General features: G+C 68.5%; 16 protein-coding genes and 1 pseudogene. 8 read left to right on the forward strand and 9 right to left on the reverse strand.

The features are described from left to right. Positions 1–28 precede the first annotated feature (28 nt). Positions 29–1,060, reverse strand: a complete 1,032-nt coding sequence (locus J5X86_RS27085) for a hypothetical protein (RefSeq protein WP_208519336.1) — start codon at positions 1,058–1,060, stop codon at positions 29–31. Positions 1,061–1,850: 790 nt separating this feature from the next. On the opposite strand from J5X86_RS27085, the gene wrbA reads away from it, so the two are divergent. Further along, positions 1,851–2,471: an NAD(P)H:quinone oxidoreductase gene (wrbA, locus tag J5X86_RS27090; protein ID WP_208519475.1), complete on the forward strand. Its 621-nt coding sequence runs from the start codon at positions 1,851–1,853 to the stop codon at positions 2,469–2,471. A gap of 106 nt (positions 2,472–2,577) precedes the next feature. Here wrbA and J5X86_RS27095 read toward each other — a convergent pair whose 3' ends face one another. After that, positions 2,578–2,985, reverse strand: a complete 408-nt coding sequence (locus tag J5X86_RS27095) for a VOC family protein (RefSeq protein WP_208519337.1) — start codon at positions 2,983–2,985, stop codon at positions 2,578–2,580. Between the two features lie 696 nt (positions 2,986–3,681). Here J5X86_RS27095 and J5X86_RS27100 point away from each other — a divergent pair. Beyond that, entirely contained in the window at positions 3,682–6,585 is a 2,904-nt protein-coding gene (locus J5X86_RS27100; RefSeq protein WP_243981561.1) for an alpha-L-rhamnosidase, read from the forward strand. 782 nt (positions 6,586–7,367) lie between these two features. Here the strand turns inward: J5X86_RS27100 and J5X86_RS27105 are convergent. Both J5X86_RS27105 and J5X86_RS27110 read right to left on the reverse strand, forming a co-directional pair. Further along, positions 7,368–7,799 (reverse strand): hypothetical protein, encoded by a 432-nt coding sequence (locus tag J5X86_RS27105; protein WP_208519338.1) that lies wholly within the window; start codon positions 7,797–7,799, stop codon positions 7,368–7,370. An 84-nt stretch (positions 7,800–7,883) separates the two neighbouring features. Beyond that, complete coding sequence (locus J5X86_RS27110) at positions 7,884–8,138, reverse strand: hypothetical protein (protein ID WP_208519339.1); 255 nt, start codon at positions 8,136–8,138, stop codon at positions 7,884–7,886. Positions 8,139–8,570: 432 nt separating this feature from the next. Between J5X86_RS27110 and J5X86_RS27115 the strand changes: the two genes are divergently transcribed. After that, complete coding sequence (locus J5X86_RS27115) at positions 8,571–9,221, forward strand: erythromycin esterase family protein (RefSeq protein WP_243981562.1); 651 nt, start codon at positions 8,571–8,573, stop codon at positions 9,219–9,221. Between the two features lie 14 nt (positions 9,222–9,235). After that, complete coding sequence (locus J5X86_RS50990; protein WP_243981563.1) at positions 9,236–9,520, forward strand: erythromycin esterase family protein; 285 nt, start codon at positions 9,236–9,238, stop codon at positions 9,518–9,520. A gap of 65 nt (positions 9,521–9,585) precedes the next feature. Here J5X86_RS50990 and J5X86_RS52950 read toward each other — a convergent pair whose 3' ends face one another. Together J5X86_RS52950 and J5X86_RS52955 are read right to left on the reverse strand one after the other, a co-directional pair. After that, a complete protein-coding gene (locus tag J5X86_RS52950) occupies positions 9,586–9,711 on the reverse strand; it encodes a hypothetical protein (protein WP_374229296.1) in 126 nt (41 codons plus the stop codon). Then, the gene (locus J5X86_RS52955) at positions 9,690–10,013 is read right to left on the reverse strand and encodes an LLM class flavin-dependent oxidoreductase (protein WP_374229297.1); all 324 of its coding nucleotides are present in this window, start codon (positions 10,011–10,013) and stop codon (positions 9,690–9,692) included. Before J5X86_RS52955 ends, J5X86_RS52950 begins: the two co-directional genes overlap by 22 nt. Positions 10,014–10,167: 154 nt before the next feature. Between J5X86_RS52955 and J5X86_RS27125 the strand changes: the two genes are divergently transcribed. Together J5X86_RS27125 and J5X86_RS27130 are read left to right on the forward strand one after the other, a co-directional pair. Beyond that, positions 10,168–10,560: an SRPBCC family protein gene (locus tag J5X86_RS27125; RefSeq protein WP_208519340.1), complete on the forward strand. Its 393-nt coding sequence runs from the start codon at positions 10,168–10,170 to the stop codon at positions 10,558–10,560. Between the two features lies 1 nt (position 10,561). Next, entirely contained in the window at positions 10,562–11,047 is a 486-nt protein-coding gene (locus J5X86_RS27130) for an MSMEG_6728 family protein (protein ID WP_208519341.1), read from the forward strand. Between the two features lie 69 nt (positions 11,048–11,116). On the opposite strand, the gene J5X86_RS52960 is transcribed toward J5X86_RS27130, so the two are convergent. Together J5X86_RS52960 and J5X86_RS51005 are read right to left on the reverse strand one after the other, a co-directional pair. Next, positions 11,117–11,542, reverse strand: a complete 426-nt coding sequence (locus J5X86_RS52960; protein WP_374229298.1) for a hypothetical protein — start codon at positions 11,540–11,542, stop codon at positions 11,117–11,119. 193 nt (positions 11,543–11,735) lie between these two features. Continuing rightward, the gene (locus J5X86_RS51005; RefSeq protein ID WP_308124745.1) at positions 11,736–12,176 is read right to left on the reverse strand and encodes a hypothetical protein; all 441 of its coding nucleotides are present in this window, start codon (positions 12,174–12,176) and stop codon (positions 11,736–11,738) included. A gap of 476 nt (positions 12,177–12,652) precedes the next feature. On the opposite strand from J5X86_RS51005, the gene J5X86_RS27140 reads away from it, so the two are divergent. Both J5X86_RS27140 and J5X86_RS27145 read left to right on the forward strand, forming a co-directional pair. Then, positions 12,653–13,429, forward strand: a complete 777-nt coding sequence (locus tag J5X86_RS27140; protein WP_243981567.1) for a hypothetical protein — start codon at positions 12,653–12,655, stop codon at positions 13,427–13,429. An 83-nt stretch (positions 13,430–13,512) separates the two neighbouring features. After that, positions 13,513–13,754: pseudogene (locus J5X86_RS27145) on the forward strand (Asp23/Gls24 family envelope stress response protein); the annotation flags it as partial. A 379-nt stretch (positions 13,755–14,133) separates the two neighbouring features. Here J5X86_RS27145 and J5X86_RS27150 read toward each other — a convergent pair. Further along, on the reverse strand, positions 14,134–14,472 hold the full coding sequence (locus J5X86_RS27150) for an STAS domain-containing protein (protein ID WP_208519342.1): 339 nt from the start codon (positions 14,470–14,472) through the stop codon (positions 14,134–14,136). Positions 14,473–14,483: the final 11 nt, after the last annotated feature.

The following is a 14,483-nucleotide window of genomic DNA, read 5'->3' on the forward strand; positions in this document are numbered from 1 at the left end:
GCGGGACGGCGGCTCGCCCCGGAGGCGCTCAGCGGTCGGTGAGCGTCCCGGCGGTGACGACCTCGGTGCCGTCCACCGAGACGGTGCAGCCCCGCATGGCGATGTCGAGGTGGGCGTACGACTCGCGGCCCAGGACCGGGTGGGGACCCGTCGACCACAGGAAGTTCCCCGCGAACGCGCGGGCGTCCATGCCCATCAGGTCGTCCTTGCCGTACATCGCCGTGGCGAACCAGTCGGCCGTACGCATCAGCCCCCAGCCCATGTGGGACAGGCTGCGTGCCCAACGGTCCTGTGCGTCGTCGAAGAACGTCGACAGCATCCGGGCATCGGCTCCGCCGGAGACCTTCTCGATGTGGCCGTCGGATACCTGAAGCGTGACGGGGCTGCTGACGTACTCCTTGAAGGGCAGCAGGATGTCGCCCTCATCCAGCACGATCTGTCCGTTGGAGATCTCCGGCCAGCACAGCACCATGGTGCTCGGCCAGTGGTCCCAGCGGCCCGGATCGTCGGCGAAGCCGCACTGGAACTCCGGCTTGGCGCCCGCGAGCTGCACGGTCAGATCGGTTCCCGCGGCCGAGGTGACCCGCATGACGGACGACCTCTCCAGCAGGTCGACGCCCTCCTGCACCTCCGCCTTGTCGGTTTCCTTGGGCAGATTGCGAATGAGCACGTCGGGCGCGTCGCAGATGAAGATGATGCGGGTGCCGGCCCGCCGGATCTCCTGCTGTACCGGCGCGTGGATGAAGCCCTCGCGGGTCAGGTCGACGACCAGATCCGCGGATTTCAGCAGGTCCTGGGCGGTGCTGTCGTTGAGGACGGAGAGCAGCCCGGGGCCCGCGCCGGTGTGTGTGCTCGGCATCGGCGCGGGGCTGCCCCCGGGAACGGTTGCCGCGATGACGTGCGCACCACACGCCTTGGCCGCGCCGAAGGCCGCCGCCACGTAGTCGCCCCGGCTGCCGGGCTCCGACAGCACGACCACGTGCTCGCCCTCGCGGACCTTGCACAGTCGCAACTCGCGGGTGAAGGCGTCGAGCAGATCGGCGGAAGAGAGATCGAACACGTTTTCCTCCCAGGTCGCTTGCGGTACCGACCGCGGCCTTGTGGTGACGGCGGGCATGCCGCGGCCAGGCTCTGAAGGCGGCGGTCGAGGGGAATGGCGAAGAGCGGGCAGGGCGCAGGGCCCTCGCCGCCCATGGCGAACAGTGGACTCGGACCGGTTGCGTTGTCCGGCCGACGGAGATAATCCGAACACGTACTATCTCCGCTTGGCAAGGGGTGGCCCCGGAGTTAACACGGGTCTTTTCCGGCGACACCGGGGAGGGCCACAACCATCACGGCCCTGACCTGCGGTGGAACGTTCGCATCCGATACCACGCCGCCTCGGCCCGCGTGTTACATGGATTACCGGCAGGTGTCGAACCAGAAACGGTTCACCGCGAAGGTGGCCACAGCCTCCGGTCGGCGCCGTTGCGGCGGCATCACGCTGTCACGCCGCCGCGCTTGGCCTGACCCCGCACCCAACCAGCACCCGGGCCAACACAGCCGGCACGGGTGTGGAATCTCTCGTTGGCGCGCCGGATGTCGAGGAGGAGGGCCATGGCGCCGCCCTTGCAGCCTTGCCGCCCTTGCTGTTCATGCGGCCGGGGCGCCAACCCGGGCATGTAGTTGAATGTTGCACAACACCGCGGGCAGGACCATTCCCGTCACCCCATGGGGGTCGATCGACTTCCATATGGTTTACGGTTCAACTAGTGTCCGATCGGCGGGCACGGACCCCAAGGATGAAATCTGCCATGGGCATCTTCAGCCGCAACCGAACGAACGACACCGACGGAACGGAGACCGCAACCGTGAGCACCCCGATCAAGGTAGCCGTCGTCTACTACTCCTCCACCGGCACGATCGCCGAGGTCAGCAAGCACATTGCCCAGTCCGCGGAGAAGGCCGGCGCCGAGGTCCGCCTACTCAAGGCAACCGAACTGGCCCCGCAGGAGGCGATCGACTCCAACGCTGCCTGGGCAGCCAACGCCGCCGCCACCGCCGACATCCCTGACGCCACCCCGGCCGACATCGAGTGGGCCGACGCCGTGATCTTCGGTTCCCCCACCCGCTTCGGCAACATCACCTCGCAGCTGAAGCAGTTCATCGACACGCTCGGTGGCCTGTGGGCCCAGGGCAAGCTCGCCGACAAGGTCTACAGCGGCTTCACCTCCTCCTCCACCACCCATGGCGGCCAGGAGTCCACCCTGCTCGCCCTGTACAACTCCTTCCATCACTTCGGCGGCATCGTCGTCGCCCCCGGCTACACCGACCCCGCCAAGTTCGCCGATGGCAACCCCTACGGCACCTCCCACGTCGACGCCCAGGGCGCCAACCCCGTCAACCAGGCCACCCGCGACGCCGCCCGCGTCCAGGCCGAGCGCATCGTGCGCATCACCACCGCCCTCAAGGCCGGCCTCGCTGCCGCCTGAGCCTGCCACTCGGCAGAACACCACCCCGGGCCGACCGGCCGTACGACGTCGTACGGCCGGTCGGCCGCGTCGGCGCGCGTCCGGCCGCCAGGCGCTCCGGGGCAGCTCAGCTCTGGACAGCTGACGGGTCCATCCACACCACTTCCCAGGTGTGACCATCGGGGTCCTGGAAGGACCGGCCGTACATGAAGCCGTGGTCCTGGGGTTCTCCTGCGGGCGCGCCGCCCGCGGCCAGTGCCTTGTCCACCAGCTCGTCGACCTTCGTGCGGCTCTCCGCGCTCAGGCACAGAAGCACCTCGGAGGTCTTGGTGGAGTCCGCGATCTCCTTGTTGGTGAAGTCCTGGTAGCGCTGTCTGGTGAGCAGCATGGCGACGATCGTCTCGCTGATGACCACACATGCGCAGTCATCCGTCGTGAACTGCGGGTTGATCGAGTAGCCGAGCTCGGTGAAGAACTTCTTCGACGTCTCCAGGTCGTTCGTCGCGAGGTTTACGAAGATCATCTGCTGGTACACGGGCCGTCTCCTTCGTCTGTGGCCTTTCACAGAGATGGACCGCGCTGCCCCACGGAACTCATCGCTCGCCGAAAGGAATCTCCGCCCTGATGGGGGCCGGTGCAGAAGGAACTCGGTCATGGAGCGGTTGGGTGCAGACCTGCCGACGTGAACTGCTGGACCGGACCTTGATCTGGAACCAGCGGCACCCGCTCTACGCGCTACGGGAGTTCGAGCATTTCTACAACTCTCATCGCGCCCGCCTCAACGAGTATCGGCATGCAGCGCGACCTGCACGGATGAGGTTTCCGGCAAACGCACTGGCCAGCGTCGTCTTCGTCGTGTGCCGCTCGACCGCACCCGCTGCCCTCACGTCCACGCCGGCTGAGCGCCTACGGTGCTCCCGAACTCGGCCAGTGGCCGACGGCTCGCATCGAGCCGGGCGGGAATCGAGCACTGGTCCATACCTGTCTCCGGAGCAGTGAACCGGCTGGGCGGGGCCCTGTCAACATCCTCAAGAGGAGGCTCTTCCCGGGTAGTTCGCGGTGGCCGTGACGGGTTGACACCCTGTTTTCGGGCGCCCATCATCGGTGGGACTTCGACGAGGCTCCTCGTGTATCCAACTGTCCGATCAGCCACTGGGGCTCGTGGGCCGTATTCTTGAATCGATTCATATATCGCGTTTCCGTGTTCCCGCACCTGATCCGGGAGGATTCCATGCGTCGTCGTATCCCGTTGAGCAGATCGCCAGGTCGGCGCCACTTACTCGGCCGCGCCCTGGTCGCGGCCGCCGTGCTGACCGCAGGTCCCGCCCCGTCCGCGGACGCCGCTCCTCCCGTATCCGCGGCGGCCTCGACGGCCGCGACGGGCCTTCGCAAGGCCGCACTGGACGACCTGAACTACTCGCCGACCTCCCGCACCCTCAAGCCGACCGCCGTGTACTCCACGTCCGGCAGCGTCGCGAACCCGCAGAACGTCCTCAGCGGGCAGCCGACACGGATCTCCGGCTCACGGTCGGCCATCACCCTCGACTTCGGCAAAGAGGTCGGCGGCCTGGCAACGTTGTCATTCGGTGACACCAGCGGCAGCGGCCAACGGGTCGGCCTGGCCTTCAGCGAGTCGTCCCTGTACGCGGGCACCGGCAGCGACAGGAGCAGCGGCCGCGACGGCGAGGACGGAGCGCTCTACGCCACAGCCTCAGCCAACGGCACCTACACAACGCCCGCCGCGCGACTGCGGGGTGGCTTCCGCTACCTCACCGTCTTCCTCGACACCTCGGGCTGGGTGGACCTCAAGGGCGTCAGCCTCGAATTCACCGCGGCTCCGGGGAAAGCCAACCCGGCCGACTACGCCAACTACTTCCACTCCAGCGACGACCTGCTCAACCGCATCTGGTACGCCGGGGCGTACACCGTGCAGCTCAACACGATCGCCCCCGACCAGGGCCGCGCCTGGCCCCCACCGGCCACGGAGTGGGACAACAGCGCCACCATCGGCGTGGGCGACTCCGTCCTGGTCGACGGGGCCAAGCGCGACCGTACGGTGTGGCCCGGTGACCTGGGCATCGCCGTACCCACGCAGTACGCCTACTCAGGCGACCTCACCTCAACGCGCAACGCGCTCACCACGATGTACAACGCACAGTCCGCCGAGGGTGAAATCCCCTGGTCAGGACCGCCGTTCAACCTCAAAGGCTCGGACACTTACCACACCTGGACGCTGTTGGGCACGGCGACGTACTACACGTACTCGGCCGACCGGGCGTGGCTGGACTCCCAATGGGCCAACTACAAGCGCGGGATGGCCTTCATCACCAACAAGATCGACGGCAACAACCTCCTCAATGTGACCCGCACCCAGGACTGGGCCCGGGCCGGCCAGGGCGGCGAGAACATCTCCGCCAACGCACTGCTGTACGCCACGCTCAAGGCCGGTGTCACTCTGGCCACGGTCGAAGGCGACAGCGCGCTCGCCGCGAGCTGGGCCGACAAGGCGGCCGCCATCAAGACCGCGGCCAACTCCCGCCTGTGGGACGCCTCGAAGGGCATGTACAAGGACAACCCCACCAGCGGCCTGTACCCGCAGGACGGCAATTCGCTCGCCGTCTGGTACGGGCTCACCGACACCACGGCGAAGTCCCGGAGCATCGTCACCCGGCTCGGAACCCGCTGGGGCGCCTACGGCCCCACCACCCCCGAGTGGGGCGGCAACGTGTCCCCCTTCGTGGGCGGTATGGAGCTGAACGCCCGCTTCACCGCCAACGACGACTACACCGCCCTGGCACAGATCCGTCGTACCTGGGGCCACATGCTGAACAGCGACATCGGCACCAAGAGCACCTTCTGGGAGGGCATCAAGGCCGACGGCGGCCTCGCCTACGGCGGTTCGTTCATGAGCCTGGCCCACGGCTGGTCCACCGCGCCCACCTCCACCCTCACCTTCGACGTGCTCGGCACCGCACCGGAGTCGGCGACCGGCGCGTACCGCTTCGTCCCGCACCCCGGCGAGCTGACCAACGCCGAGGGCCGCATCACCATGCCCCAGGGCGCCATCAACGCATCCTGGTCCCGCGTCCCCGCCGCCGGCACCTATGCGGCGCACCTCACCAGCCCCTCCGGCACCACCGGCCGCATCGGCGTCCCGAAGCTGGGCGGCGGCAACATCTCGGTGTCCGTGAACGGCACCGTCGTCTGGAGCAACGGAACCTTCACGCCCACCCCAGGAATCACCGGCGCGAGCCAGGACGACGCCTACGTCTACCTCACCGGCGTCGCCCCGGGCAGCTACACCGTGAACGCCACAGGACTGGGCAATCCTCCCGCGCCTGCCGAGCCGGGTACCAGCGCCCTGCGTGCGGGCTTCACCCGGTGCGCAGGCGAGGGCGGTACGTGCTCCTTCAGCGGCACCCGCTCGGTGGCCTACGGGGCCGGGACGTACACGTACAAGACGGCGACCGACAGCACCGCCTGCACCAGCGCCTCATTCGGTGGCGACCCGGCGTCGAATCTCGTCAAGTCCTGCTATGTCGCCGACGCGGGCGGCCCGCCCGGATACACCGTCTGCGCCGCCGAGGGCGGCACCTGCTCCGTTCCCGGCTACAACCGCGACGTGGCGTACGGCGGCAACGGCAACTTCGCCCATCAGGTCACCAACGGCTCCGTCGCCTGCACCAACGCCCACTTCGGCGATCCCATCGACGGCGTCGCCAAGTCCTGCTACCTGCCACCCGATGGAGGTCCGCCCGGCGGCTGGACCAAGTGCGCCTCCCAGAACGGCACCTGCCCGGCCGCCGCGGGACAGCCGGTGATGTACGGCGCCTTCGGCGCGTTCACAACGAGCACGGCCACCGGCGACACCCCGTGCACCGACGCCACGTTCGGCGACCCGATACCCGGCGAGTCCAAGGCCTGCTACACCGCCACCGGCGGCCCTCCCGGCTACGCCACCGCCTGCTCCGCCGAAGGCAGCACGTGCGCCTTCGGCGGACAGCGGACCGTCGCCTACGGCGCACGGGGCCGCTTCGTCTACAAGTCGTTCACCAGCGGCACCAGTTGTACGACGGCGGCAATCGGCACCGATCCGCTGCCCGGCGTGAGCAAGACCTGCTACCTCACACCCTGATGAGCGCAAGGACAGGATCGGGTGGCTCCGGCGCTGAGACGTACGGCAGGTGATCTGACTGCTGAGCCGCGCTGCCCGAGCCGGAGGGCCCGCTGGCCGACTCGGGCAGGGGCGCGCGGCTACGGCCGCACGGCGCACACGTACCGGCTGAAGGGTGCCCCTGGGATCGGTACTCTCATCGTTCGCGTACTCACCGAGCGTCCAGAGCGCGCCGGAGCCGGAGCCGGAGCCGTCGTAGCTGAGGTCCTCGACACCGATGTTCAAGCGGGACCTGTGCCTGGGACCCGCCGCCCAGTTCTCCTTCCACCTGCGCAGCTCACCAGCCTTCCTGGAGGTGTGGCTGGTGGTCAGGTAGTACGTGGAGCCGACCTTGACCGCGCCCTGCGTGTTCGCGCCCTTCGGCACCGCGTGCGCCCACTCGGCCCGGGGCCGCAGAGCGCCTCCCGTGAAGGGCCAGCGGACCAGCCGGGGGCTGCCGCTCGTGCCGTACTCACTGACGAGAAGCCCGGGACCGCTTGCTGTCCGGTCCACGGAGACCTGGGAAATGACGAGCTTGCGCGCGCGGCCTGCGGCGATGACTTTTCGAGCGGCACAGGCCCGTGCGACGCGGCAGCCACAGTGGGCAGCAACCCACGGTGCTTTCTTCAGCCCGTTCCGCTCGGCCCATTCCGTGACAGCCTGCTGGGGCTGCGCGCCGGTCCTGCGGTGCCGTGTTGCGGCACCGAGGCAGGCGGTGGTGCCGGAGAGACAAGGACAACCCCGGCACCAGATGTGATGCGCTGTCAGAAGCGCGGGTCGAGGAAGGAGCCCCACTTCCAGTTGCCGGGGACCTCTGGCTTCCATTCGCCGTGGAGCTCGATCGTCTCCCAGTCAGGGTTGTCGGGGTTCAGCCACGTCGTGTGGTCGTAGGAGCCATTACCCGGGTCCAGGCAGTCCTTCCATGTGTACCAGCCCTGGCCGACGGAGAGGTTGGAGCGCTCCCCCAACCCCCCGATCTGGGCCCAGTCGTACGTGCCCGTCGCCAGAGACATGCGGCGTTCGACGCAGGACTCCGGCATGCCGCTGTTGGGATTGTCCGTGAGCTCTTGGGTCTTGGTGTTATAGGCCGTCTCGGCCGTCACGGTCGCCGGGACCGCCGAGGCGGCGCCCGGCACGACGAGGGCGGCCGCGCCGAACAAGGCCGTGAGCATGAGGATGCGCGAGATTCGTGCCACGATCGTTCCTTTCGGGAGGTACGGATCGGTGTGGCGGAGCAACGAGTTGCGTTCGGGTTCCCTCCGCACGAGCGGCCGGTCCCCTCAGCCGTCTCCCGCCTCGGTGACAGTTCCCAGGTGTATCGCGAGCCTGCCGGGACCCGTCCCGTTTCCCGAGCTGAGAGCCGTGCGGTACGTGCTGGGACCGCTGAACGCGACGCGGCCGAGCAGGGCGGCCAGTGTCGGGTCGACGGCGGCAAACTCGCCGGCACGGCTGGCGGCGGCTGCGTCGGCGAGGTCGGCGTGCGCGGTCCAGCTGACCGGGCCGTCTACAGGCAGCTCGATCTGGCCGGACTCCACTGTGGCTGAACCGCCTTGCCGCCGACGGTTGATCGCCGACGGCTCGTGCGTTCTCGCCTGGGTGAGGCGGCCAGGGGGCCTCACGTCCGTACCGAGCTCACTGACGAAGTACCCGCCCCCGGAGATGGGAGTCCGCGGCCTTTTCGCAGATCGCTGCGGCCGCAGGGATCGCCACGGCTGGCGAGGATCTCGGCCCGGTCGGCCGTGGAGATCCGGCGTCGGCCCACACATCTGAGGAGCCAGGAGCGCTGTCTCCCCGGGCCGTGCCTAGTGCGCGTTGGATGCCGGTTGGCGGCTTGGCCCTACGGCCGGTGCCGCTGCCTGCGTCGGCTTGACCTCAACCACGGTTCATGTCTGAGGCTGCGTGTGCGGCGCTGGCCGCAAGCAGGGACACATCCCTGGACCGACCACTCCGACCAAGGAGGTCTGGCCATGACCGAGACGGTGACCGAGTGGATCAGGCAGCACGCCCATCGCCTCACCACCCTCGATCCCCAAGCCCCGTTGACCGATCTCCTGCCACTGGCCCGCATCGTGCGCGATGCCAAGGTCGTAGCCGTCGGTGCCTCGACCCGCCAGGCCCACGAACTGTCCGCCCTCTCGCACAGGCTCGTCCGGCTGCTGGTCGAGGAACTGGGATTCCGTTCACTCATGCTGGAAGGGGACGACGCGTCGAGGGTCGGACTCGACGAGTACATCAGAACAGGGACGGGGGACCCGCGGGTCCTGCTGGCCCAGGCCCGGTCCTTCTGGCAGACCGAGGAGACCCTCGACGTCATTCGCTGGATGCGCTCCTTCAACCGTCACCACCCCGATGACCCGGTTCAGTTCGCGGGGGCGGTCCGCTCTCCCCAGGGACAGGCCCCCCGGCTCGACGACCTTGCCGGCATTGAGCTGAGTCTGGCCGAGGACACGATCCGGTGGCATGAACGCACCGCGGATAAGATTGTCTATTGCGGTGGCATCGCGCATACCACCAACGGCAATCCGCGGACCGTCCCTCTCGCGTCCTCGTCAATGACGCACCGTAACGCGGGCAGTTACCTCCGCGAGCGTTTCGGAGCCGGCTGTCCATCGGCCTGACCTTCCACCACGGCATGGCTCCCTACCCTGTCCCGGCCCCGGCGGCGGAGTTCGCTGACGCGGTCCTGGGGGGCACTGGACTGGATGCCTATCTTCTGGACCTGCACGCCGATGGCCCAGCCCCTATCCGGACCTGGCTCAATACGCCGACCAGGACGCGCCTGATCGGTCCTCACTACGACCCCGAGGACAACGCCGCGTACCACCTTTCCGGCGGGTCGCTCACAGACTTGTTCGACATCATCCTCCACACCCAAGAGGTCACCCCGGTCCGTTTCCTCTCTCACGCAAAGAGCTGAGTCAGCCGTATCAACGGGTACAGCCGCTTACGGTCAGGACTGCGCGCCCCTCGGACAACGCCTGGTCAGCATCCCTGTGCCAGCGCGGCGCGCATCGCCGGTACGACCTCCTGCGCGAACTCCGTGATCTGGCGTTGATGGTCGGCGTCGGGCCAGTAGACGAAGCCGTTCATCCCATAGTCGCGCACCACGGAGACGAGCTGGTCGGCCCACTGCCGCGCCATACCCTGGATGCCGAGGTCCGACGAGGGGGCCGGCCCCGGATGCACTCCGCTGATCGAGTAGTGCTCGCCCCGGAAACGCACCGATGGCTCACGCTCCACATCAGCCGGATGATCTCGATAGCCTCGTCGAGCGCTGCCACGGCCTCCTTAGCCTCCCGGCGCGGTCCGCCCATGGCCGCGATCGCGTCCCAGAAGGCTCCGGTACCGAGTCCGAGCTGGACCCGCCCGGGGGCGAGAACGTCGAGTCCGGCCGCGGACTTCGCGAGCATCGCGGGTTGTGGTGTTCCAGAACTCGGCCAGGCCCCGTGGCCAGCGAGGATCAATGAAGTACCACAGGGTGGGCTGCAGGCCGGTTCGACCGATGATGCGGGGGCACTCGGCGAGGCCAGTCTGACAGCCGCTCCCGCGAGTACGGAGGTGTACGTGGCCGTTCGTCATCGTCTACTCAAAGCCAACCCCAACGACGTGCGGGCGGTCCTGGCCGACGGCAACAAGTACCCGCAGTGGGTGGTGGGGCCCTCGGCGGTCGAGCCGCTGGGCGGGCAGCGCCCGCGACCCGGCCCGGCACTCCGCTATCAGGTCCGCCTCGGTCGCCTGCGGCTGTCCGACGAGACGGTCATCCGCCGCTGTGAGGAGGGCCCCGGGCTGGAGCTGAAGGCCCACACCGGCCATGCGGAAAAGACCGGAGCCGCGCGCGGCATCGGCGCGGCACTGGCACGCGAGGCCGCCCGACGCGGCGCCTGGCGCCGGCCCCCGGCGGCTCGGCGGTGCGCCAGCCGTCCGCGCCGCGCAAGAGATGAGATGGGGACGAGTTGAGATGCAGACGTTCCTGCCCCATCCCGATTTCCGGCGGTCGGCGCGTGAGCTCGACCGGCGGCGGCTGGGCAAGCAGCGCGTCGGGGCCCTTCAGGTCCTACGCGGCCTGACGGTGCCCGGTTACGGCTGGCGCCGGCACCCCGCCGTGCAGATGTGGACCGGATACGAAGAGGCCCTCGTCCGGTACGGGCTGGAGATGTGCCGGGGGTGGCGGGAGCTGGGGCATCAGGACAGCTGCGCCGCCTCCCTGGTCGCCGACCTCGCCGCACACCGCCCCGGCCTCCCGGTCCGCGACCAGACCGAACTGGCAGGAGCCGGGGAACTGCCGCCGTGGCTCGGTGACGCCGCCTTCCACCGCAGCCACCAGTTGGCACTCGTACGAAAGGACCCCGGGGTGTACGCCCCTCGCTTCCCCGGCGTGCCGGACGACCTGCCCTACATCTGGCCGGCCTCGGACCGGGAGGCCCCGGACGCGCCCGGCTCCTGAACCAATGGTGCCGCGCGCCGGGCCTCGCCGGGCGCGCGGCTGTCGGAGCGTCAAGGGTTCGACGGTGGTCTACAAGGATTGGCGGAAGACCCAGTCCCGAATTCCGGGGATGCCGTAGGCGTAATGCCATGTCCCCATGTGTTCGGAACCGGCGTTGCCGCCGGTTCCGGCGACGGTTCCCGTGAGGAACGTGGTGTACTGCACCGGTGCTTTCTGGGCCTCGATGGCACGGACGGCGGCGGCGTATTCGGCCTGGGTGAACTGGGCGTCCCATCCAGCCGCTGTGGCAACCTTGGTGCCCTCCGCCTTGACGACCTGCATGATGGCGTTCTCTCCGGGGAACGCCTTGGCGTCTCCCTCGGAGACGTGCACCCACATCTTCTTCGTGGCCAACGGGGCGGCCTGTTCGGCCGGCCACTGGCCGGCCACGATGTACAGGGCCGCGAAGACGTCGGTGTAGCGGATGCCGAAGCCCAGCGACATCATGGCGCCCATCGACTGGCCCGTGGTGTAGCGGCGCTTCGGGTCGATGCCGTAAGCGGCGGACAGATGTTCGATGAGATTGATGGTGGCGTCGAACAGGGCGGTGGGATGTCCACGATCGGGTTGACGACCCGGTTGGTGCTCAGGACGGTCCCGTCGGCCTCGTAGCGGCGACCGGCGGTGGTATAGACAGTGCTCGTCTGCGTCACGGTGGCCGACGGCGTGCGGATGGTCGGGCCGCTCCGTGCTTGGCGCTCGCCGAAGCGGGTGCACTGGGCGAGGCGGAAGGCGCCCCGCCGCCCCCTCCTGTCGCCCATAGGGCCGCGTCGGTGTCGTCGGGAGGCAATTCGATGATCACGAAATGGCCGTTTGCGCCGTGGTCGGCGCGCTCGGTGGCGCGGTTCGCGTACACACGGGTGATCGTCCGGCTCTCGACCGCGAACGTGGACGTCGTCAGACGACGGTCGATGACGTCGAGGTCGTACTCGACCGCCACGGCCACGAACTTCTGGCCATCCCCGTAGACATGGGTGATCGCCGTGACGCTCCGGATGTGCCCATGACCGGTGGTGGACTGCATGTGCTCCCCGGCGACCGCGGATGCCTGGAAGGCAGCTCCACCGGCGACCGCGATTCCGGTTCCCACGGATCCCGCGATAAATGCGCGCCTGCTTCTCAAGAGTGGCTCCTTTCGTGTCGGTGTTCACGTCGGCGAACAAGGGGCATTGTCCACACATACGCCTCATCGAATCCATTTGCCAAAACGCCGGAAACAATGACGGTGCTGTGAGACCCCGCTGAACTCCCTGTGAATTCCATATGCCCCACCCAAGGAGAACAGGCGCCCGCCCCACTTCTCTTTCGTGTGCCGCGGCGAGAAGAGTCTACGAGGCGCCGCCTTGCGTCAACATGCGGCGCGTGAAATCTAAGCTTGCGTCCTGCGAATTGCTGCTGGGCGAAACCGCTGTGATGCTCACCGTGTTAGGCGCCGCTGCCGACGTGACGGATCATTGCGCGTGCGGCAGCGGAATCGGCGCGCGAACGGACCCATTTATCTTGTAGAGGACTTGAATGCTTGAGCGACACGCAAATGAGATCGAGGAATCCGGCTCTTCCGGGGACGTGAGTCGTCGCACCTTCGTGGCGGCGACGGCTTTGGCCACAGCGGCGACCACGGTGGTGGGCGCCGCGGCCGAGGCCGGGGCCGCCGAGTCAAAGACCGTCCTGCGGATGGGAACCGGCAAGGCCGCGTTCACACCGGCAGCCTCCATCCTGCCGCTGGACACCTTCACCTCCGTCCACGACGACCTGTATGTCCGTGTCCTGCTGGTGGAGTCCGGCTCCCGCGGCTTCGCGCTGGCGGTCCTGGACCTGACCTCGATCAGCGCCGAGGCCATCGCGCTGATGCGTACCGCCATCACCGCGGCCACCGGCATCGCTTCCGCGGACATCCTGGTCACGGTGACCCACTGTTTTTCCGCACCGCACGTCGCGGCGAGCACCTCATCGGCCGGCGCCGCCGCCTATGTGCAGAGCATCGCCGCGGCGACCGAGACCGTGGTGGCCGATGCCGTCAAGAACCTCCAGGACGCCCAGGTCGGGTACGGCTCCGGTTCCGCCGACGTCAATGTCAACCGCAACGTCCGCACCGCGGACGGATACTGGCTGGGCGTCAACGAGCAGGGCATCTCGGACGACGGGGTGTACGTCGCCCGCTTCAACGACCTCGACGGCAATCCGATTGCCGTCCTGGCCAACTACAACGTCCAGTCCTGTGTGATGCAGGACTCGAAGATGGCCGACGGCAACCTGCCGATCACCGCCGACCTGGCGGGCGCCGCCGTCGCCCACGTGGAGGGCCAGTACATATCCGAGGCGCCGCACGGTACTCGAATGTGAAGCGCTCATGACGGCCGCCCGAGTACGGCACTCCGTGCACCGCCCCAGGACGTGGCTCGCATGCGGAGCCGAACAGTTCAACTCTGCGGAAGCCCGATCCGGATGAGTCCCGCACCGGCCTGGGCACGGCGCTTCCGGCTGCGTCGGAGCCCCGTGGTAAACAACCATCGCGGACGGGGTGGTGGAGAAGATCGCCGGGGTCGCCGCACGGGAGGTCCCGGGAATCAACGCACTGGGCGGCGGATTCACCCGCACCGTGGGAGCCATGCGCGACCGGGTCCCGGGCGGGCGCCCGAGCGCGGGGCGCGGCGTCAGAGTGAGACTTTCTTCGATGCGAGTAAGGAGCGCGAGTCGCGGTACGCACTGTGTCTACGGGCGATGCCTGGGTGCGGCACCGGTCACGCTGCCGTGCCGGGTGCGGCAGTCGGCCTGAGTGCCTTGTCCGTGCGGTCGGGGACGGACGGCGGCAGTGCCGTGGAGGGGGCGGCGGACGTCGTCTCCGCGACCAGCAGGGCGAAGCCCGGACGCCGGGCATCACCCGCCAGACGACGCAGGAGACCTGTCGCGGTACTCCTCGCCGCCCGCCCCGACAACGGACTTCACGTACAGGTCCGCGAGGACCTCACGCAGGCTCTCGGCCTGCCCGCGGCTCAGCCGTCGCAGGCGGATCGCGTTCAGGAGGGCCGACTGATCGACTCCCCTCCTCATCCTCGCTGTTCCAACCCGGTCCATCGCAGGAGCATGCGATCGGAGCCGGTGTCCGCGAGGAGTCGTGCGGTCTGCGGGGACGGGTAGTGCAGTCGCACGGAGGCGTGGGTCTCGGCGGCGTGCTGCGACGCGTCGAGGAAGACGCGCAGGCCGCTGCTGTCGCAGAGGCCGACGGTGGTCAGGTCGACGTCGATGGTGGTGATGCCGTCCTGCAGGCACCGCTCCAGAGCGGTGCGCACCTGGGGCGCCGTGGCCGGGCCGATCTCACCGGCCAGAGTGATCAGTGCTCGCCTGCCCCGGTCGTGCCGGTAGATGTTCAGCTGCGGAAGAGTCATGACGCCTCGGT

This window comes from Streptomyces sp. NEAU-YJ-81, from assembly GCF_017592595.1.
Taxonomy (GTDB): domain Bacteria; phylum Actinomycetota; class Actinomycetes; order Streptomycetales; family Streptomycetaceae; genus Streptomyces; species Streptomyces hygroscopicus_B.